A 20,724-nucleotide genomic window follows, 5' to 3' on the forward strand; every position below is an offset into this window, starting at 1 on the left:
AACCGGTCGTGGGAACACCGCTGGCCCCGGGGTGTAGGGGGCGCCCACCCCGGCCGTGTCTCGTGTGCGCGGAACGTGGAAACCCCGTCGGGGTCCGGGCCGTTGGGCTCGGTAGGCCGATCGTAAGAGGGGCGGAACTCCTCGGCGGGACAGGAAGCCCAAGAAGCAGATGCCGGCGGCCGAAAGGCGCGGGACTCGGGACGTGTGGTTGCCTCTCCAGGCGGCTGTCTCGGGGAACCGGCCGGATGCCGGTCCTGGCGGCCGGGTCCCGAAAGGGGAGCTGACGTGGGCTGGTGAGCCTTTGACGACCGAGGCCCGGGGCCTCCCGAACCGAGGGGCAAGTTGGACACCGCGGTGAACGGACCCAAGGACGTTGCCGAATGGGACGACGTCGCATGGCGTCACCACGAGGACAACGTAGTGAGGCTGAGGCAGAGGATCTTCAAGGCGACGCGGGAAGAGGACTGGGCCCTGGTCCGGTCCTTGCAGAAACTGATGCTGAGATCATGGTCGAACACGCTGATCAGCGTGCGGCAGGTGACTCAGCGCAACGCTGGACGTCGGACGGCCGGGATCGACGGGGAGACCGCCCTGTCACCCGAGGCCAGGATGGACGTGGCTGTGCGCGTGCACCACACGCGCTCGTCCTGGAATCCACTGCCGGTCCGACGCGTGTACATTCCAAAGGCCAATGGAAAACAACGGCCGCTCGGTATCCCCGTGATTATGGACCGATGCCATCAGGCGCGCGTCCGTAACGCACTGGAACCCGAGTGGGAGGCGCGCTTCGAGCCGAAATCCTATGGGTTCCGGCCGGGCCGCAGCTGTGCGGACGCCATCGGCGCTCTCTACTCCACGCTGAAAGGCTCCCGGGCCAGGAGGCTGTGGATTCTGGATGCCGACTTGTCCGCCGCGTTCGACAGAATCGACCACGAACAACTGCTCAGAGCGATCGGGTCCTTCCCGGCCAGGGAAATGATCCGGGGATGGCTGAAAGCGGGAGTGGTGGAGGACGGCCTGCACGCACCGACCGAAGAGGGATCACCTCAAGGCGGTGTAATCAGCCCGCTGTTGATGAACGTTGCTCTCCATGGCCTGGAGGAAGCTGCCGGAGTCCTCTATCTCGCATCCGGACGTACTTCCGGAGAAACGACACGAGGAGCTCCGGTGCTGGTGCGATACGCCGACGATATGGTCGCCTGCTGTCACTCTCGGCAGCAGGCAGAGCAGGTCAAGGTACGGCTTGCAGCGTGGCTGGCCCCCAGAGGGCTGACCTTCAACGAGGAGAAGACGCGCATTGTGCATCTCTCCGAAGGTTTCGACTTCCTGGGATTCACTCTCCGCCAGTTCCACGGGTCCAAGCTGATCATCAAACCAAGCAAGAAGGCGATCAAGCGGATACGGAAAAGGCTCACGGACGAGATGCGAAACCTTCGCGGATCGAATGTGGTGGCGGTCATCGCCAAACTCAACCCGATCATTCGGGGCTGGGCGGCCTACTACCGTGGGGCGGTGTCCAGCCGGGTCTTCTCGGATCTGGACTCTCATGTGTGGCGGCTCACATACAAGTGGGCCAAGCACTCCCACCCCAACAAGCCGAAGAAGTGGATTGTGCGCCGCTACTACGGCAAGTTCAATAAGTACAGGAACGACTACTGGGTGTTCGGCGATCGCGGCTGCACCAGCGAAAGCGGCGGCACCTTTCACGTGGTCAAATTCTCCTGGACGAATATCGTCCGGCACCAGCTGGTCACGGGCGGGGCGTCACCCGACGACCCCGGCCTGCAGGACTACTGGGCCAAAAGGCGGAGGAAGGTCAAACCCCCGCTGGACAACTACAACCTGAACCTGCTCGCCAAGCAGGAAGGGCGCTGTCCACTCTGCGGGGACTACATCCTCACTGCCAACCAGCCACCGCAATCCCCGCACGAATGGGAACGCTGGTGGTTGAACACCGTCCGCAGAGCGGTAGCCGCCAACTACCTCACTCATCACGGGCGGAGCGGCACGCCGGACGGACCGCAGACTCGCCTGGTACACGCCTCTTGCCATCGTGGTCTCCGAGCCAGAACACGCAGGAGACTCGCAGTCTCTGCATCACCGTGAAGCCCTCGGGGCTTGCTTGAGCCGTGGTGCCTGGAAAACGGGCATGCCCGGTTCTGAGGGGGCGGGGACGCAGCAATGCGTCCCCGCTACCCGACAGCCGATGATCACGGCCTGGAAGCAGGACCGGGTGGAGCGTTCGGCGACCGGAGACCCCGGACCTGTGACCTCCGGGAGGTCGTGCACGCGATCTTCTACCAGAACCGGACGGGCTGTCAGTGGCGCTACCTGCCCCACGATCTCCCCGCCTGGTCGGCGGTGTTCTACTACTTCACGCTGCGGCGCCAGGACGGGCTCGACCGGCGGATCCAGGAACTCCTGCGCTGCCAGGTGAGGGAGAAGGTCCGCCGATTAGAGGACCCGTCCCTCGTGATCACCGACACCCAGTCCGTGCGTGCGGCCGCGGGTGTCCCGAAGGCCACGACGGGACTGGACGCGAACAAGAAGACGCCGGGCCGCAAGCGCGGACTGGCCGTCGATGTATTGGGACTGATCATCGGCGTCGTTGTCCTGGCCGCTCCGCCCACGACAACGTCGCCGGCACCGCCCTGCTCGACCTCGCAGCCGAACGGTGCGGGATGCGCCTGGAGAAGGCACTGGTGGACCAGGGCTTCAAGGACGAAGTCATCATCCACGGCGCCCTGCAGGACATCACCGTCGAGGTCGTCCGCCGCAACCCCGCCGACCAGGGCAAAGGCTTTGTCCCGCAGCCGAAAAGGTGAGTGGTCGAGCAGGTCAACGGCACGTTGATGCTGCACCGGCGCCTCGCCCGCGAGTACGACCACCGGCCCGACAACTCCGCCTCGCGCGTCTACTGGGCCTCCACCGCGAACATGACCCGCCGCCTCACCACCCCGGCCCTGGCCTGGCGCGACATCCTCCAGGCGGCCGCGTGAACATCACCGAACTCCTCCACGACCCGCAGGCCCGCCATGACGAGGCCACTGCCCGGGCCGGCGAACTACGCGACCAGATCGAGCACTTGACCGCAGCCCTGGCCGCGACCGAAGCGCATCTGACGGAACTCACCACGACCCGGAAGGTCATCGCGGAACTCGCACCGGCCGGAGCCGAACCCGATCCGCCCGAACAAGCCCACCACCTACCAGGCCATCCTGAACGCCTTCAACCAGCACCCCGACCAGGTATTCCGCGTCCGTGAACTGCACGAACTCCTCGGCATGCCCACCCGACGACCCCGCCCTGAACGTCACCCGCAGCCGCCTCGGACGCCTCACCCGCCGAGGCTTCCTCACCCAGCCCGGACGAGGCCGCTACCAGAAACGGACTTAACGCCCCCCTCAGAGCAGGTCAAGTGCGTGGAGGTCGGCCATGTACTTGGTGATCAGTTCTTCCGACAGGTGCGGGATCTCCTTGGCGCCGCCGATCTCGGCTTCACGGACGGCTTCCTCGAAGCGGACGGACGGAATCGGGGAGCCCTGTGAGGGTTCGTCGGGCTGGCGGAAGGCGTGCATCAACGGCAGCAGCGAGTGCCGGCGCCGGGTCTCCGGCAGGGCGCGTAGGGCGGTCTCGAACCGGGTGACCCACTCGTCGTAGTCCTCGACGAGGTGGAGCGGGTGGCCGGTGCCGCCGAGCCAGTCGACGAAGGTGTCCAGGGAGATGCCGTCGTCGTGCAGGTTGGTCACGTTGTAGGTCCGGTAGCCGTCGCCGTGGCGGGCGCCGAGGGTGTTGACGGCCTGGGCGACGAAGTCGACCGGCAGGCCGTCGTAGTGCGCGCGCTGCCGGTTGCCCCGGGCGTCTGTGCGGTAGAAGGACGCCGGCGCGATGCCGGTGGCCGCCAGGCTGAACAGCAGGCGGGTGAAGATGTCGGGCACGTTCAGCTGGCCGGTGTGGCGGGTGTGGGCGAGGATCATGTCCGAGCGCAGAACGGTCACCGGCAGCCCGCACGCGTCATGGGCCTGACGCAGCAGGACTTCGCCGGCCCACTTGCTGATGGAGTAGCCGTTGCCGTACCCGTCGCCCAGGTGGCGGGCGGGCATCGTCTCGCGGATGTCGGCGTCCTCGTCGAGCAGTTGCGGGTCCTGCTCGACGGACACGCCGATGGTCGACACGTAGGTGAGGGGCTTGACCTTCGTGGTGAGCGCCAGGCGGATCAGCTCGGCGGTGCCCACGACATTGGCGTCGAACAACTGGTTGTACGGCAGTACGTGGTTGACCAGGGCCGCCGGGTGGAGGACGAGGTCGACGTCGGCGGCCAGCCGCTGCCAGACGTCCTGGTCCAGGCCGAGGCTCTCCTCGCCGATGTCGCCTGCCAGTACCTCCAGATGCCGCGCGGCCAGGTCCTGGTAGCGGCGCAGCAGTTCCGCGTCGCCGCTGGTGAAGGCGGCGTCCAGGCGTGCGCGGGCGTCGGCGGCGTCCCGGCCCCGCACGAGGCAGATCAGCCTGCCGCCCGTCGCGGCCGCGTGCTCGAGCCGGTCCAGGCACATGAACCGGCCGAGAAAGCCGGTGGCTCCCGTCAGCAGCACGGTGTGCGGCGGCTGTCCCGACGGGCGCCCCAACTGGTGTGCGCCGTCCAGGGTCCGGGCGTCGACGAACTTCTCCAGCGTGATGTCGGCGGCCCGGATCTCGGTGCTGCCGGTGCCGTGCACGGCGGCGAAGGTGGGCCGCTTCGACGTGGCGCCACGCGCGGCCTCGATGTGGTCGGCGATCGCCCGCAGGTCGTTACCCGGGCTGAGCACCACGCCGACCGGGACCTCGACCTCGAAGACGTCCTGGAGCAGCGTGGAGAACGACAGGGCGGACAGCGAGTCGATCCCCAGGTCCGTGAAACGCGCACCGGGGCGCAGATCCGCGGGGGAGCAGCCCAGCAGCGCACCCGCTGCACTGCGGATCGCCTCGAACACCGGCTGGTCGGGGCCTGCCTCGCGCAGGGCGCGCAGCGCTTCCTCCCGCCCGCTCGCCAGCTGCGCGTACAGGTCTTCGAGCCGGTCTCCGTAGCGCTTCTTCAGCTGCGGGCGCAGGTTCTTGCGGATCTCCGAGAGCAGACCGTTGTCCACGGAGAACGGCTCGGTCTCCACCAGGAAGTCGCGCGGGATCTCGTACGGCTCCAACTCGGCCCGCTGAGCCGCTTCTTGCAGCGCCTCGCTGAGCAGCCTCTTGAGTTCCTCGTCGTTCGCCGCCCGCTCCAGCACGTTCTCGCTCGGCACGACCACTGCCAGCAGGTAGGCGCGCGCACTGTTGCCGTAGACGTAGATCTGCCCCACCGCCGGGCTGGTGGCGTACACGCTCTCCAGCCGGGAGACCGCGACGAACTCACCCTGGCTCAGCTTGAGCACGTTGTTGCGGCGGTCGACGTAGATGAGCCGGTCGGGGCCGGTCTCGGCCATGATGTCGCCGGTGGCGTAGAAGCCGTCCTCGTCGAAGACGGCCGCGGTCACCTCGGGCCGGTTGTAGTAACCGGGGGTGATCGCCTGCGTCTTGACCAGCAGTTCACCTCGGGGATGGGGCAGGTCCGTGGTGAAGTAGCCGAGTTCCGGGACGTCGACCAGCTTGTATTCGATCACCGGCGGACGCTGTACGCGCGACTCGAACGTGACCATGCCCGTCTCGGTCGACCCGTAGCCGTCCACGACCGTGAGGTCAAGGCAGGACTCCACGAACTGCTTGAGTTCCGGGGCCAGCGGGGCGCTGCCGCAGGCGACCTGCCGCACACGGCCGCCGAGCAGGCGCTCGCGCAGGTCCGTCTTCACGGAGGTCTCCAGCGCGGCGGGGTCGGTGCCCTCCACGGCTCGTGCGGCCAGTCGGCTCTGGAACTCCTGGTGGAGCATGTCGCAGATGCGCGGTACCAGCAGTAACTGGGTCGGCCGGGCGAGGCTCATGTCCTCGAAGAGGGTCGTCAGGTCGCTCCTGGCGGTGAAGTACGAGGTCCCGCCCCGGCCGAGGGTGCTGTACAGGGACGAGCGTCCGGCCACATGGCTCATCGGCATGTAGTTGATGCCGACGGCGGGCAGGTCGTCTTCTGTGGGCATCAATCCCAGCCAGAGGTTGCGCAGCATCCGCTCGGTGTAGATGGCGCCCTTCGGCGTTCCGGTGCTGCCGGAGGTGTAGATGAGCAGGCGCGTCGGGTCCTCGTCCGGTTCCGGCTGCGGCACCGGTGCCTCGGGCAGGCTGCCGCCGCGTGCGGTGACCGCGGCGAGCGTGTCGATCGCGTCCAGGCCCGCTTCGGTGAGACGCCGACGCGCGGCATCGAACCTCTCCCGCTCGTCGTCGTCCTCGGGGTGGTGGTCGAACACCACCAGCCTGGGCTTCGAGGAGCTGGACAGCACCAAGTCGACTGCGCGGTCCAGGAGTTCGAGACTGGTCGCCAGGACGCGCGGTCGGGTCTCCTCGACGATGGGCTCCAGCCGGGACACCGGGGCGCCGGCCTGCAGGGGCACACTCACCGCGCCCAGGCGGAGGCAGGCCAGGTCGAGCACTGTGTAGTCGACGCTGATGAAGCCGTACAACGCGACGAAGTCCCCGGCGGACAGGGAGTGTTGTGCGTCCACGTGCCAGGCAGCGGCGACCGCGTTCGCCCGCTGCCACAACTGGCCGTAGGTGAGGGTGGTGAACCGCGGCAGAAGCCTCAGCGAGGTCCGGCCCGACACCGGGTCGGTCACCGCCTCTCTCGTCCGGTCGCCGAGCGCGGGACGTTCGGCGTACCCGTCCATGACGAGGCCGACGGCTTGCGCCAGGCCCTGCGCGGAGGCGGCCGCCGTACTGACCTCTTCCAGCGGCAGGGCGTCACGCGGCTGCTCGTCATTCGGGATCGTTGCCGAAGACAATTGTTTCCACCGACTTTCTGTGAGGGGTGATGTCGCCATTCAGGGGCGCGCCGATGCCGTTCGGGCATGGGCATATCGGTATGGCCGAACGGCTGGGCGCCGGGCATCCCTGCGGAACCGGCGGCTTCCGGCGCGTCATGGACGGTCCCCCCGGGCGTCCCGGGGGCCTGACAGCGGCAAAGGGGGAGAGGCCGCACCGGATCACAGCGGCGAAAGCGTGGAAGCACGGGGCGACCGGGAGGACGGCCAGAACGTCAGAGGCTCGGACTCGCGGCCTCGGTTCTGCAAGGGCAGCGCACCGACAGGCGTGTACGGCGCTGAACAGCCGGACGAGCCGCATGCGATCGCCCATCGACCGTGTCTGTGGGGGGAGTTGACACAGTGCCTCCTGGAAGGGATCTCTCTGCGCCCACTAGCCTCCTTGTTCCATTACAATACTGTCAAGTAAAGTAATCAGGAAACCTGATCGGATGCGTGAGATGGCTGAAAACGACAAGGAGAGACCCCCGGCGGGCAGGGGGCCCGGCAGGCCGCGCGATCCGTCGGTAGAGAGGGCGATCCTGCGCGCGACCGTCGAACGACTCGTGTCGGACGGCTACTCACGCATGACGATCGGCGACATCGCCGCCGATGCGGGTGTCACCAGGCCCACCGTCTACCGGCGTTGGGCCAACAAGTACGACCTTGTCGTGGACGCCCTGGACCTCAACTTCCAGGAGGAGCGCGAGCGGAACCCGATCGCTCCGCTCGATGAACTGCCCCCCGTGCTGGCACTCAAGAACGCGTTGCGTGACAACGACCCCTTCGGTCCCACGGGTCGGGGCATGAAGGTGATCGGAAATGTCCTGACGGAGGCCACGCACAACCCGGAACTGCTGGAGCTGGTACGGCGGCACGGGCTTGCCCCCCGGGTGCGGCTCCTGGTCGACACTCTGCGCCGGCTGTCCGAAAAGGGGATCGTGCGGCCGGACATCGATCCGGACGCCATCGCGGACATGCTGGTCGGTAGCTACTACTCCTCCTACCTCCGTACGGGCGTCCAGGACACGGACCTTCCGGACCGGATCGTCGACACCCTCTGGCCCCTCATCGCCGGTCGGCCCGCGGACGGAACGCCGCCGTCTTCGGACGACTGACGCAGCCGGAGGATCTTCAGGGCCGGGTCGTCGGTGGGCCAACAGGTCCTGTACGACGGCGAGCACCACTACGACGTGATCCTCGGCGAGCAGGCCCTGTACGCGAACGTCGGGGGACCCAAGGTGATGTGCGAGCAGTTGGAACGACTGCTGCGCGATATCGATCTCCCCTCGCTCCGCCTGGGAATCGTGCCCGCCACCGCCGAAATGAGCCTGGTTCCGAAACCCGGCTTCAGCCTGTACGACGGAGGCCGGGCCCACTATGGACTCGTCTCCTCCAGCGTGGACATCACCGACCCTGCGGAACTCGCCCTTCATCACCGGGCATTCGACGCCATCAGCGACGCAGCCCGCTACGGCGGCTCCGCCAAGGCGCTGGTCAACAAAGCCCTGACGTTCTGGAACAACGCGTAGGAGCAGGCGACCGCGTCCGTTCGCGAGCCGCCCGATGCCGATACTTTGGGCGAATGGACCGAAATGCCCTCATCCAATACGTCCGCGCCCGCCGGCTCGCCGTCCTGGCCACCCTCTCCGCCGACGGGCATCCGCAGGCCGCGGTGGTCGGGATCGCGGCCACCGATGCGGGCGATCTCGTCTTCGATACGACGCGGGGTTCCCGTAAGTTCGCCAACCTCAGTAGACAGCCGCGCGTCGCGCTGGTCGTCGGGGTCGACTGGGGAGACGAGCAGACGGTCCAACTCGAAGGCGTCGCAGCCGAGATCCCGCAGGACGACCCGGCCGTGGCCGCGTACTACGACCAGATCCCGACCGGGCCGGAACGGGCCGTGTGGCCGGACATCGTCTACGTCCGGGTACGGCCGGACTGGGGGCGCCACAGCGACTACCGCCCCGGCAGTTTCGGAGTGCAGGAGATCCCGCTGGCCTGAGAGGAGCGGGCAGCCATCCGGCTCCAGCTGCCGGTGCCGGTGCCGGGCTGGATGCGCGGTCGGGGTGGCCGACCGGATGCGTACCGCCACTGGGGGATGGTCGATCGAGTGATGCGATCCGGTATCTCGTGGACAACGGGAGCAAGTGGCAGGCGATGGCGTCGACTTACCGTCTTGCTCGACGTCTCGAAGGGTGGTGGCCGGTCGCGTCACGTATTCTCGGGCGGCAGACCATACTCATGGCGAACCGCTCACACCGAACCGGTCACCTGTGGCCGATCGCCCTGGCAGGAAGAGCTCTGTGGGAGATCACTTCGCCGCGGCAGTCCGGCGGTTCCGGTTGCGCGCGGGGCTGACCCAGGAAGCCCTGGCCGAGCGTTCCGGCATTTCGGTCAGCACGATCCGCGGCATGGAGACAGGCAAACGCCGTAACCCGCAGCTTGCGTCGGTGCGCCAGCTGGCCGCCGCACTCGATCTGCGGCCGACCGAACTGGACGAACTGCTGGCCGCGGCGGCGGGCGCCGCGGCAGGCGCGGCCGAGCACTCGGTGGTGGTTCCGGTGCCACGCCAGCTGCCTGCCCCACCCGCGCCGTTCGTGGGCCGCCACCACGAACTGGACCGGCTCGACACCACAGTGCAGTCCGGTTCGGGGGCGGCGAACACCGTGCTCATCTCCGCGATCGCCGGCGCCGGCGGAGTGGGCAAGTCATGGCTCGCGTTGCACTGGGCTCACCGAAACGCCGACCGGTTCCCCGACGGGCAACTCTTCGTCGACCTAAGGGGCTTCAGCCCCGACAGCGATCCGATGGACCCGGCCGTGGCGGTACGTGGATTCCTCGACGCGCTGGGTGTCGAGCCCGACCGCATCCCCGTCGCCCCGCACGCGCAGGCGGCGTTGTTCCGCAGCCTGGTGGCGGACAAGCGGATGCTGCTGATGCTCGACAACGCTGTCGACGCCGCCCAGGTCACCCCCCTGCTGCCGGGCGGCGACACCTGCACCGTGGCGGTCACCAGCCGCAACCGGCTGTCGGGCCTGATCACCGGCCATGGCGCACACCACCTGTCCGTCGACACCCTCACCGACACCGAGGCCCGCGGACTATTCGTCGCCCGACTCGGCAGAGCACGCATCGAGGCCGAACCCGCGGCGGTGGACGAACTCGTGGGCCTGTGCGGCGGGTTCCCGCTCGCGCTGAGCATCATCGCCGGCCGGGCCCACACCCACCCGCACCTGTCGCTGGCCGACCTCGCCGACGAACTGCGCGACGGCGCACTCGACGTACTGGACGACGCCGACCCTGCCGCGAGCCTGCCCGCGGTGCTCTCGTTGTCCCACCACGCGTTGACCGACGAGGAAGCCGAGGTGTTCGGGCTGCTCGCGATCGCACCCGGACCCGACATAGGCCTTGCTGCCGCCGGCAGCCTCACCGGCCGCGGCCGAAGCCGGACCAGGGCCGTGCTGCGCAGGCTGGAACAGGCATCGCTCATCGGTCAGGACGCCGCCGGCCGCTACCGTATGCACGACCTGATCCGCCGTTACGCCGCCACCGCTCACGATCTGGCCCACGGCACCCGGGAGGCGGCCCTGCGGCGGGTGCTCGACTTCTACACCCACACCGCGTTCACCGCCGCCAATCTCCTGGATTCCCACCGCGACCCCATCGAGCTCAGCCCGCCGGCACCCGACTGCCGCCCCCAAGCGCTGCCCGACATCCCGGCAGCGATGGACTGGTTCGACACCGAGCACAACAATCTGCTCGCCGCCCAGCGCACCGCCGTCGCGCACGCTTCACACCGCACGGCCTGGCAACTGGCGTGGACGCTGAACGACTTCCACTACCGGCGAGGCCACCGCCACGATCAGCTCGCCGTGTGGCAGATCGCGGTCGACTCGGCAGGCCAACTGCCCGACCCCGGCGCCCGGATCATCGCTCATCGGCTGCTCGGCCGCGCCCACGTCGTGCTCGGGCACCATCAAGAGGCGATCAACGCCCTGAATCAGGCTCTCGCGCTGAGCGAGCAGCAGAACGACCGTGCCCTCCAGGCCAACGCCCACTACACACTCGCGTCGATCTGGCCGGACGGGCGGCGGGCTCTGGAACATGCCAGACGCGCACTGGACCTCTACCGCGGCCTCGATCAGCCGATCGGGGAGGCCAACGCGCTCAACGCCGTGGGCTGGTACGCCGCGCGTCTGGGCCACCACGACACCGCTCGTGAGCACTGCCAGGCCGCCCTCGCCCTCTTCCAGCACCACCAGGACGTGAGCGGCCAAGCGCAAACCCTGGACAGCCTCGGCTACATCGACCACCACAGTGGCCACCACCAGGACGCTGTCCAGCACTACCGCCACGCCATCAGCCTGTACCGCGACCTCGACAACACCTACGAAGCCGCCGACACCCTCGACCGGCTCGGTCATTCCCACGCCGCCCTGGGCCAGCACGACCTGACCCGTGAGGTGTGGCGGGAAGCACGGGACCTGTACCGGCAACAAGGACGTGACCAGGAGGCCGAGCAGGTGGAGCAACAGCTCGACGAACTCGACGGCCTCGGCGGCCTGGGCGGCCCGGGCGGACTCGGCGAACAGGACAACCCGGCCCCGGACAGCGCCCGCTGACGTCGCACCAGGAGTTCTCCCGCATGGCATGTGACGCCCGTCGAACCGGTCACATGTGGACCGTTCGCGAGCTGCTCGCCCGGTCGCAGTAGGTCCAGATCAGTCCGCCACTCGGCTGGTCACTCATCGCTACGCCGCAGCGATCCTTTGGCGGATCATCTCCAGCCATTGGCGTACTGACAGCCCTTGCGGCGGTAGAAGGTCGAGTCCCAGGGCCGTGGTTGCAGTGTGGAGTTCGTCGTCCGAGGACACCGCGGTCAGCAGCTCGTCGATTTCCTGCACCGCTTGTCCACGCTCTTCGAATGCGGAGGCACTGACGTACTCGTCCAGAGCCTCGTCGCGAGTTTCGTAGATGTGTGAGAAGTCCCGGTGAAAGTACGCCCCGAGCAACTGGCCCAACTCGGGGAATCGCTGGTTCCATTCCCAACGGTTCTGCGGGTTCACCAGGGGAATCCGTGAGGGGTCCTGCAGAAATCGGTCGAGGTGGCCCCTGGCGATGCGCAGGCAGTCCTCCACGCTGGTCCCCATCGGAGGGCGGATGTGGGGCAGGTCTTCCACCTCGTCTGCGATCTCCTCGGAGAAAAGCCCCACGGAGAGCAAGTCGTCAATCTCTCGGACTGCCTTTTCGGCGCGTTGAGGATCCCTGGCGGCGACTCTCAGATAGGAAGCCAGGCCGGGGCCCGGTGTCTCCGTGGTGTCCGAGAAGATGAAACCGGTGTATGCATAGGCATTCAGCAGGTCACTGAGTTCATCAAATCGCTCCTCGGACGGAAGCGCCTGACTCATGAGTTGCTCCAAGAATGTGTGTTAGGGCTGGGGATACGAAGTTAGGACCCGGTATCCGGACGCCGCCGAGGAGTCGGCCTTGAGGATGACGCGAACACCCTTCACCCACCTTGTCCCTTGCCCATGGGTGAAGTCATAACGAGTGAGGTGGAGTCCTGTGTTCTCGTCGAACTCTGCTTCCAACCGTAATGGCCCTTTCGCACCATTGGCCAGCCAGTCAGATATCTTTCGTTGGTTCTCTCTGACTGCGAGGGTCCTGTCAGTGAAGCGTTGCGCCGAATCGACGTCAACGTAGCGCGAGTCCGCCTCGAGGCCAGGGTTCTGGCGCAGACGGCTGCGCATGCCATCAATCGTCTTGTCGACATGCCTGTCGATGGTGTGAGCCTCGCTCTTGCCGCCGAGGTTCTTACCCTCGTCACCGCGGACGTCCGCACGATGCCGGGGCTTTACACGCCCCTTGCGTTTGCTCCTGGGCCAGGCGTTGTAGTCCCCGCCGGAGCCATTCGATGCGCTCAGCCCCATGAGGACGATCCCGGCCGTGCCCAGTAAGCCGGCGTTGAGGGCAGCTTCGGCGGTGAGGGCGCCCACTGCGCCTGCGCCGGCCAGTGCCAGACCGCCGGGCGGGAACAGGGCGAGCAGGGAGAGCAGGAGGAGCGCGAAGCCGAGGTAGGCCAGGAAGGTGTTCAGGGCGTCGAGCAGGTGGAACGTGCGGATCGTCCTGCCGGCGGGGCCTGCGTCCCCGAGCGCGCGCCACAGCAGGAGGGTGCCGGTGGTGGCCGCCCCCAGTGCGGTGCCGAGACGGAATCGATGGACCGCGAGCGGTTCCGCCAGGGGCTGGGCCGAAGCCGTCCGCCAGGTGCGAAGCAGCGTGGTGAGTTGGTAGGCGATCCAGGCCAGCGCGGCGATACCGAAGCCCATGAGGATCTTCGGCCCCGAACCGGTGCTGAAGAACTTCTGGAGGCCGGCCGTGGAGGTGAACGAGCCGACCCCCAGGAACAGTAACGAGGGCAGCATGAGGACACACGGGATCACCAGGAGCCACCGCCGCTGAGAACCGCGGGCCGCTCGGGCCGCCTTCAGCAGGGCGCGGATGTCCAACGCCCGCCAGGCGAGTGGATTGTCGGATGCCTCGATCCGAGCAGTGATCCCGGCGACCACGCGACGCAGTTCCTCGGTGTCGTCGGGCGGCGCCGACGCGACGGCGTACAGCAAGGAGCGCCGCAGTCTGACGTAGCGCAGTGCGATCAGCAGGCTCCATGGCGGACGCCAGGCTGCGTACCGTAGCAGGGCTCCCAGGCTGTCGCCGTCGACACGTTCGGAAGCAAGCAGTACGCCCGGCACGGAACGCTTGCCACGATGGATCCGGCGCAGGTCGACGGCCATGGCGACGGCCAGGCACACGAGGGGCGCCGCCCACGCCTTCCCGTTCAGCGATTCAAGCCAGTGCGCGGCCTGGCTGGTGGGTTTCTGGACCGCGTAGTTGTTCACCGTGTGGTACGTGACTGCGGCGGCGATCGGGAACGCCGAGAGCAGGCGTGACCAACGACGGGTGCGCCACAGCAGCCCGACTCCGAAGCCGGCCATGGCCGTGAACACCAGGTGCGAGAAGGTCTCGGTGCCCGGCGGCCCGCCCAGGTCCAGCTGACTGAACGGCGCCGGGAGCCAGGCCGTCAACACCTGCCCCAGGCCCGGAACATAGGGCGGGGACAGGCTGTCCGGAATGATCCAGCCTCCACCGCGGGCCATCGCCCGGTCCGCGTCCAGGCCGTAGCGCAGTACCGCCTCCAGCAGCCCGAACCCGGCGCCCAGTGCCGCACCCAGCACCACGAAGTCGGTCAGCCCCCACTGGCGGCGAACCTTCGGACTCAGCCCGGCCAGCAACAGCGGGGAGAACTTGATCAGTTCCTCCACCCAGGGCGCCACCGTGTAGCTGGTGGTGTTCACCACCGTGAGGAGTGACTGACCCGACTGGTCCGCGTAGATGCGGGTGTAGGCGAGTTGCACCAACGCCGTCGCCACGCCGCACCCGTACACCCCTACCGCGAGCGCGAGCAGCAGGGTTGGCAGGCGCACCGAACGTGTCGGCCAGGAGACCGCGAACAGTTGCAGCACACCCCAGACGGCCGCAGCCGCCATCACCAATGTCACACCAGGCCCCCGCCACACCGGATCAACATCTGATTCGCGTTAGTGAACGGGATGCTACGCAGGTAATTGCTTGTGCAGCAAGAGACTTATGAGACTCGAAGGCGTGGCACCGCGCAAGGGTGCAAATACCCCCTTCCCTCCACGAGCACCTCGTTCAGGCGTCGCAGCAGCCCGAGCAGGTCGGGTTACGCGAGGCTGACCGCCAACCGGCATGCGCAGAGCAGCTGGACGGCCAATCCGCAGGACATCGTGTACCGGGGCGGGACATCCCCGCAGAACTACCCGACCCTCTACAACGACGTGCACGCCGCCTACCAGAACGCCCTGCGCTACCACGTCGGCGGCGACAGCGCCCACGCCGACACCGCCGTCGCGATCCTCAACGCCTGGTCGGCCAAGCTGACAGCGGTCCAGGGGTCCGCCGACCGGTTCCTCCTGGTCGGACTCCAGGGCTACCAGGCCGCCAACGCCGCCGAACTCGTCCGCGACCACGGCGACTTCGACCTCGGCCGCTTCCAGGAAATGCAGAGCAAGGTCTTCGGCGCGGTCAGCGACGCCTTCCTCGCCCACCACAACGGCGCCTTCGTCACCAACTACTGGCCCAACTGGGACCTCGCCAACATGGCCTGCGTCCTGGCCACCGGCATCCTCTGCGACGACAGGGCCCAAGTCACCCGCGCCGTCGACTACTTCAAGCACGGGGCGGGGCTCGGCGCGGTGAAGAACGCCATCCCCGTCGTGCACGACGACGGGCTCGCGGAGTGGCTGGAGGCCGGCCGCGACCAGGGACACTCGCTGCTCGGGGTCGGGCTGATGGGCTCCTTGTGCGAGATGGCCTGGAACCAGGGGATCGACCTGTACGGCTACGACGACAGCCGCTTCCTCAAGGGCGCCCAGTACGTGGCCAAGTGGAGCCTGGGCGGCAAGGTGTCGTACACCTCCAACACTCGCCAGAAGGGCGCGCCCGGCGTCTGGTCCGGCAGCGAGACCGCCACCGCCGCGGGCGGTGTGGACCCGAACATGCAGCGGCCGATCTGGGCGATGATCGCCAGCCACTACACGAAGCGGCGCGGGGTGTCCGCCACCTACCTCACGCAGATCGCCGCCAGGTCCGCACCCGAGGGCGGCGGCGGGGACTATGGGCCCAGCAGCGGCGGGTTCGACCAACTCGGCTTCGGGACACTGGCGTTCACACGCGACAAGTCGGCGACTCCTACGGCCGCGCCGACGCCCGGCGCTCCCGGTGCGGCCTCGGCTTCCGGTGGCGGCTCCGACCCGCGGCCGCAGACGGCGGCGACCGCCTCGGCCTCCGCGTCGCCGGCCGCCGGCGGCGACCTTGCCGCGACCGGCTCCGAGGACGTCATCGGGTGGACCGCCGCCGCCGGGGTCACCGCCGTCGCCGGTGGGCTGCTCCTTCTGCGGCGCCGTGACCGGGTGCGGCGGGACGGCGCTCAGTAGGAGCCCGGTCGCAGTCTGCGGGCTGTACGACTGCACGGCTGCTTGCAGGCCGGGCCGGGCCACGTCTACGCCGTGGCCGGCCGCGACCGTTCCCGCCCCTCCTTCGCCGACCGCGCCTTCTCGCTCACCGCCGAGGCCGCTGCCGTGAGCGGCTTCGCGATGTCCTCCAGGGAGCGTCGTTCCGCCCGTACCGCCAGGAACGCCGCCACCAGGCCGGCCGCGCACATCAGGCCCGCGCCGATCTGGAAGGCGAGGACCGTGTCGCCGACCTTGCCGGTTCCGGTGAGGTCGGCGAACAGCAGCGGGCCGCTGATGCCGCCGGCCGCGGTGCCGAGGGCGTAGAAGAAGGCGATGGACATGGCGCGCGTCTCCATCGGGAAGACCTCGGAGACCGTCAGATAGGCACTGGACGCGCCCGCCGACGCGAAGAACAGGACCGCGCACCAGCAGGCCGTCATCGTCGTCGCGTTCAGCGAGCCGCGGTCGAACAGCCAGGCCGTACCGAACAGGAGCAGCCCCGACAGCAGGTACGTCGACGAGATCATCACCCGGCGGCCCACCGTGTCGAAGAGCTTGCCCAGCAGCAGCGGGCCGAAGAAGTTGCCCACCGCGACAACCGCGAAGTAGTAGCCCGTGTTGCCCGTCGGGACGTCGAAGAACTTGGTCAGGATCGCGCCGAAGCCGAAGGTGATCGCGTTGTAGAGGAAGGCCTGGCCGATGAAGAGGGAGAAGCCGAGGATCGACCGCTTGCGGTAGGTCGAGAAGACCGTACGGGCGATCTCCAGGAAGCCGATGCTCTTGCGCTGGTGGATGGTGATCTCGGACTCGGGTTCGCCGAGCCGTTGTCCCGTCTCCGACTCGACCTTCTGCTCGATCGAGGAGACGATCCGTTCCGCCTCCTCGTCCCTGCCGTGGATCAGCAGCCAGCGTGGGCTCTCCGGAACGTGCCGTCGTACGAGAAGAATCACCAGGGCGAGCACGGCGCCGAGGGCGAACGTCAGTCGCCAGCCCACGTTCTTGGGCAGGATCGCTTCGTTGAGCGCGACGATCGACAGCAGTGAGCCGAAGACCGCGCCCACCCAGAAGCTGCCGTTGATGGCGAGGTCGACGCGGCCGCGGTAGTTCGCCGGGATCAGTTCGTCGATCGCGGAGTTGATGGCCGCGTACTCGCCGCCGATGCCGAAGCCCGTCAGGAAGCGGAAGGCGAAGAACCACCAGGTGGAGAAGGAGACGGCGGTCAGCGCGGTGGCCGCCAGGTAGACGACCAGCGTGATCATGAAGAGTTTCTTCCGGCCGAAGCGGTCGGTCAGGCGGCCCCAGAAGAGGGCGCCGACACAGGCGCCGGCCACGTAGAGCGCGGCTGCGAGACCGGTGATCTGACCGGAGGTGATCGGCAGTCCGCTGCCGGGCTCGGACAGACGGCCCGCGATGTTGCCGACGACCGTGACCTCCAGACCGTCGAGGATCCAGACCGTGCCGAGTCCGATCACGACGGTCCAGTGCCAGCGCGACCACGGCAGGCGGTCTAGGCGGGCGGGTATGCGGGTGGTGATGGTGCGGCCGGTCGCTGCGGTGGCGCTGCCGCTGGGCTTGGCACTGGGCATGGGCTCCCTCCTCGTCGAGCGAACCTGTGCCGGGTGCCCTGGCGCTGCCGCTTTACGCCCGGGGTTCAGGGCGCGCGGAGTTGGTGCGGGCCTCGCTGGGGGCTGCCGCCCCCAGGCTCCCGCTTCGGCCCTTGAAGGGCCTTGTCCCCAAACGCCGGACGGGCTGGATGTGCCGGCCGGTGCCGAAGGGTGCGGCCCGGTGCCAAAGGGGGAGGCCGGAGCCGAAAGGTGCCCCCGACGCCCTCCCCCTGCTACGCCCCCAGCGCCCGGGACACCACGTAGATCAACAAGCCTGCCAGCGAGCCCACCACCGTGCCGTTGATCCGGATGAACTGCAGGTCGCGGCCGATGTGGGCCTCGATCTTGCGGGTGGTGTGCTCGGCGTCCCAGCCGGCCACCGTGTCCGTGATCAGGGAGGTGATCTCCTTGCGGTAGGTGGTGACCACGTACACCGCCGCGCCCTCCACCCAGCCGTCGACCTTCGCCTGCAGCTTCGGTTCGACCGCCATCCGCGCCCCGAGCGACAGCAGCGAGGCCCGGACACGCAGTCGCAGCTCGCTGCGTTCGTCCTCCGCCGCCGAGACGATCATGGAGCGTACGGCGGTCCAGGCCGAGGCGATCAGGTCCTGGACCTCGCCGCGGCCCAGCACCTCGCCCTTGAGCCGCTCCACCCGCGCGCGGGTGTCCGTGTCGGACTGCAGGTCGGAGGCGAAGTCGGTGAGGAAGCGGTCGAGGGCGCCGCGGGCCGGATGGGAGGGCATGTCGCGCATCTCGGTGACGAAGCGCAGCAGTTCCTTGTAGACGCGCTCGCCGACCTTCTTGTCGACGAACCGCGGGGTCCAGCCGGGCGCTCCGCCCTGCACCGCGCCCATGATCTCCGCGTCGTGCCACACGAGCCAGTCGTGCGCCCTGGTGACGATCAGGTCCACGACCCGCCGGTGGCCGCCGTCCGCGACGATCTTGTCCAGCATCTTGCCGATGCCGGGCGCGATCTCCTGGGCGTCGGCCCGGCGGGTGATGGCCTCGCCGACGACCGCCTGCACGTCGGAGTCGCGCAGGACGGTGAGGGCGCCCCGCAGCGCGGCCGACAGCTCGGCCGTCACCCGGTCCGCGTGCTCGGGATCCGCCAGCCACGCGCCCAGCCGGCTGCCGATGCCCACGGCGCGCAGCCGCTGTCGTACGACGTCCTGGGAGAGGAAGTTCTCGCCGACGAACTCGCCGAGTGACACCCCCAGCTGGTCCTTCTTGGTCGGGATGATCGCGGTGTGCGGGATCGGCAGGCCCATGGGACGACGGAAGAGGGCCGTGACCGCGAACCAGTCGGCGAGCGCGCCCACCATGCCGGCCTCGGCGGCGGCGGCGACATAGGACGCCCAAGCGCCGGCACCGGAGTTGTCCGCCCACTTGGCGAGGACGTACACCAGCGCCACGAACACCAGCAGCCCGGTCGCCGTGAGCTTCATGCGGCGCACCCCGCGCTGCTTCTCCTCGTCGGCGGCGCTGAACGTCGTCATGGTGCGTGCGGCCGCCGCGGGTGCGGCGCGGTCACCCGCTGCGCCCGGCCGGGAATGCTGAACCACGTCGCCGCCACCCGCTTCATCCGGATTCGTGCGTTCCATCCACTCCACCCGTTCGTGATCCCCTGCACACATTGTCCCTTCCTGACCGACTCCTGGAACGGAACAAGAGTTCCCGGCGTCTGTCGGAAGGGGGGAGCTCAACCTGAACTCCGGCGGCCCACAGGGGGTCCTGTTCAACTACCCCTCACCCCATGACGCATCATGGGGTGATCACATCGGAGCCTCGGGCTCCCATTCGTCCGAGGAGACCCGCACCGCATGACCAAGCGTCATGGTTATGCCCTGCTTTCCGCGATCATCGCCGTGGTCGTCGGCCTTTCCGCTGCCATATACGCCGGCGTCGCGGCCGGCGACGGCAACACCGGCACCGACGCCCTCGGCAGGGGCCGCGCCCAGCACAACTCCGCCGCCCCCGCCTCCACCGGCATCTGGGTCGGTTCCTGGTCCGCGTCCCCGGCGGGCGCCGAGCCGGGCACCGAGACCAGCGGCATGGCGGGGCGCTCGGTGCGCAACGTGGTGCACGCGAGCGTGGGCGGTACGAGTGCCCGTATCACGCTGTCCAATCTCTACGGCCAGGCGGCGCTGACCGTCACGCACGCCTCCATCGCCGTCGCCGTCACCTCCGACACCGCGGCGGCGAGCGCCGACACCATGCGGCGGCTGACCTTCGGCGGCAACACCGCGATCGTCATCCCGGCCGGGCAGCAGGTGCTGAGCGACGCCGTCCGCATCGTCATCCCGCAGGGCAGCGACGTACTGGTCACCACGTACTCGCCCAGCCAGTCCGGCCCGGTCACCTACCACCAGCACGCCCGCCAGATCTCCTACGTCGCCGAGGGCGACCTCACCGAGGACGTGACCGGCGCCGGGTACACCGAGCAGACGCCGTACTGGCGCTACCTGACCGCGCTGGACGTGCTGAGCAACGAGTCTGACGGCACCGTCGTCGCCTTCGGCGACTCCCTCACCGATGGCATAACGTCCACACAGAACGCCAACCACCGCTGGACGGACATCCTTTCGGAGCGACTGCGCACCGCGATCGAGTCCGGCCAGGACCTGCCGCGCTACAGCATCGTCAACCAGGGCATCAGCGGCAACCAGATCCTCGCGGGAGGCCTCGGCCGCCCCGCCGACAACCAGAGCGGGCTGCTGCGCTTCTCCCGTGACGCCCTCGCCCGTACGAACGTCAAGGTCGTCGTCATCGACCTCGGCGTCAACGACATCCTGCGCAACCCCCGGCTCGCCGACCCGGACAGGATCCTCGACGGCCTGCGGGCCATGGTCCGCCAGGCCCACTCCCGCGGCATCAAGGTCATCGGCGCGACCCTGATGCCCTTCCAGGGCCACCGCGGCTACACCCCGGCCCGCGAGGCGGTTCGGCAGGAGATCAACGCGGAGATCCGCTCCGGACGGGTCTACGACGCCGTGGTCGACTTCGACCGGGCGCTCAGGGACCCGTACGACCCGCGCAGGCTCCGCTCCGACTACGACTCCGGCGACCATCTCCACCCCAGCGACAAGGGGTACGCGACGATGGCGCAGATCTTCGACCTCAAGGGCCTGAAGGGCTCGGCGCCGGCCGAACTGTAGAGGCCGGACCGCGGGGGTGGCGGGG

12 protein-coding genes and 2 pseudogenes are annotated in these 20,724 nt (G+C 68.4%); 9 read left to right on the forward strand and 5 right to left on the reverse strand.

Annotated elements, in window-relative coordinates; translation table 11 throughout:
• Nucleotides 1-342: 342 nt before the first annotated feature.
• The 3 genes and pseudogenes from ltrA (at nt 343) to OOK07_RS15985 (ending at nt 3,265) form a co-directional block, all read left to right on the forward strand.
• Nucleotides 343-2,106: a group II intron reverse transcriptase/maturase gene (gene ltrA / locus OOK07_RS15975; protein WP_266794682.1), complete on the forward strand. Its 1,764-nt coding sequence runs from the start codon at nt 343-345 to the stop codon at nt 2,104-2,106.
• A 43-nt stretch (nt 2,107-2,149) separates the two neighbouring features.
• Nucleotides 2,150-2,999, forward strand: a pseudogene (locus OOK07_RS15980) (IS5 family transposase).
• Nucleotides 2,996-3,265: a hypothetical protein gene (locus OOK07_RS15985; protein ID WP_266797083.1), complete on the forward strand. Its 270-nt coding sequence runs from the start codon at nt 2,996-2,998 to the stop codon at nt 3,263-3,265. Before OOK07_RS15980 ends, OOK07_RS15985 begins: the two are co-directional and overlap by 4 nt.
• 139 nt (nt 3,266-3,404) lie before the next feature.
• Here OOK07_RS15985 and car read toward each other — a convergent pair whose 3' ends face one another.
• Complete coding sequence (gene car / locus OOK07_RS15990) at nt 3,405-6,887, reverse strand: carboxylic acid reductase (protein ID WP_266797084.1); 3,483 nt, start codon at nt 6,885-6,887, stop codon at nt 3,405-3,407.
• A gap of 479 nt (nt 6,888-7,366) precedes the next feature.
• On the opposite strand from car, the gene OOK07_RS15995 reads away from it, so the two are divergent.
• The 4 genes from OOK07_RS15995 to OOK07_RS16010 all read left to right on the forward strand — a co-directional run bounded on the left by OOK07_RS15995 (nt 7,367) and on the right by OOK07_RS16010 (nt 11,530).
• The gene (locus OOK07_RS15995) at nt 7,367-8,023 is read left to right on the forward strand and encodes a TetR/AcrR family transcriptional regulator (protein WP_266797086.1); all 657 of its coding nucleotides are present in this window, start codon (nt 7,367-7,369) and stop codon (nt 8,021-8,023) included.
• 33 nt (nt 8,024-8,056) lie between these two features.
• Complete coding sequence (locus OOK07_RS16000; RefSeq protein WP_266797088.1) at nt 8,057-8,437, forward strand: Scr1 family TA system antitoxin-like transcriptional regulator; 381 nt, start codon at nt 8,057-8,059, stop codon at nt 8,435-8,437.
• A 53-nt stretch (nt 8,438-8,490) separates the two neighbouring features.
• Nucleotides 8,491-8,910: a pyridoxamine 5'-phosphate oxidase family protein gene (locus OOK07_RS16005; protein ID WP_266797090.1), complete on the forward strand. Its 420-nt coding sequence runs from the start codon at nt 8,491-8,493 to the stop codon at nt 8,908-8,910.
• A 301-nt stretch (nt 8,911-9,211) separates the two neighbouring features.
• Nucleotides 9,212-11,530, forward strand: coding sequence for an ATP-binding protein (locus OOK07_RS16010; RefSeq protein ID WP_266797091.1), 2,319 nt, complete (start codon nt 9,212-9,214; stop codon nt 11,528-11,530).
• A gap of 129 nt (nt 11,531-11,659) precedes the next feature.
• On the opposite strand, the gene OOK07_RS16015 is transcribed toward OOK07_RS16010, so the two are convergent.
• The gene (locus OOK07_RS16015; RefSeq protein WP_266797092.1) at nt 11,660-12,316 is read right to left on the reverse strand and encodes a contact-dependent growth inhibition system immunity protein; all 657 of its coding nucleotides are present in this window, start codon (nt 12,314-12,316) and stop codon (nt 11,660-11,662) included.
• A gap of 21 nt (nt 12,317-12,337) precedes the next feature.
• Nucleotides 12,338-14,452: an RNase A-like domain-containing protein gene (locus OOK07_RS16020; protein ID WP_266797094.1), complete on the reverse strand. Its 2,115-nt coding sequence runs from the start codon at nt 14,450-14,452 to the stop codon at nt 12,338-12,340.
• A 189-nt stretch (nt 14,453-14,641) separates the two neighbouring features.
• Here OOK07_RS16020 and OOK07_RS16025 point away from each other — a divergent pair.
• Nucleotides 14,642-15,922, forward strand: a pseudogene (locus OOK07_RS16025) (alginate lyase family protein); the annotation flags it as partial.
• A 65-nt stretch (nt 15,923-15,987) separates the two neighbouring features.
• Here OOK07_RS16025 and OOK07_RS16030 read toward each other — a convergent pair.
• A complete protein-coding gene (locus OOK07_RS16030) occupies nt 15,988-17,526 on the reverse strand; it encodes an MFS transporter (protein WP_266797096.1) in 1,539 nt (512 codons plus the stop codon).
• Between the two features lie 251 nt (nt 17,527-17,777).
• Nucleotides 17,778-19,145, reverse strand: a complete 1,368-nt coding sequence (locus tag OOK07_RS16035) for a DUF445 domain-containing protein (protein ID WP_405671977.1) — start codon at nt 19,143-19,145, stop codon at nt 17,778-17,780.
• A gap of 219 nt (nt 19,146-19,364) precedes the next feature.
• On the opposite strand from OOK07_RS16035, the gene OOK07_RS16040 reads away from it, so the two are divergent.
• Nucleotides 19,365-20,699: an SGNH/GDSL hydrolase family protein gene (locus OOK07_RS16040; protein WP_266797098.1), complete on the forward strand. Its 1,335-nt coding sequence runs from the start codon at nt 19,365-19,367 to the stop codon at nt 20,697-20,699.
• The last annotated feature ends 25 nt before the right edge of the window (nt 20,700-20,724 follow it).

This window comes from Streptomyces sp. NBC_00078, assembly GCF_026343335.1.
Classification (GTDB): Bacteria; Actinomycetota; Actinomycetes; order Streptomycetales; family Streptomycetaceae; genus Streptomyces.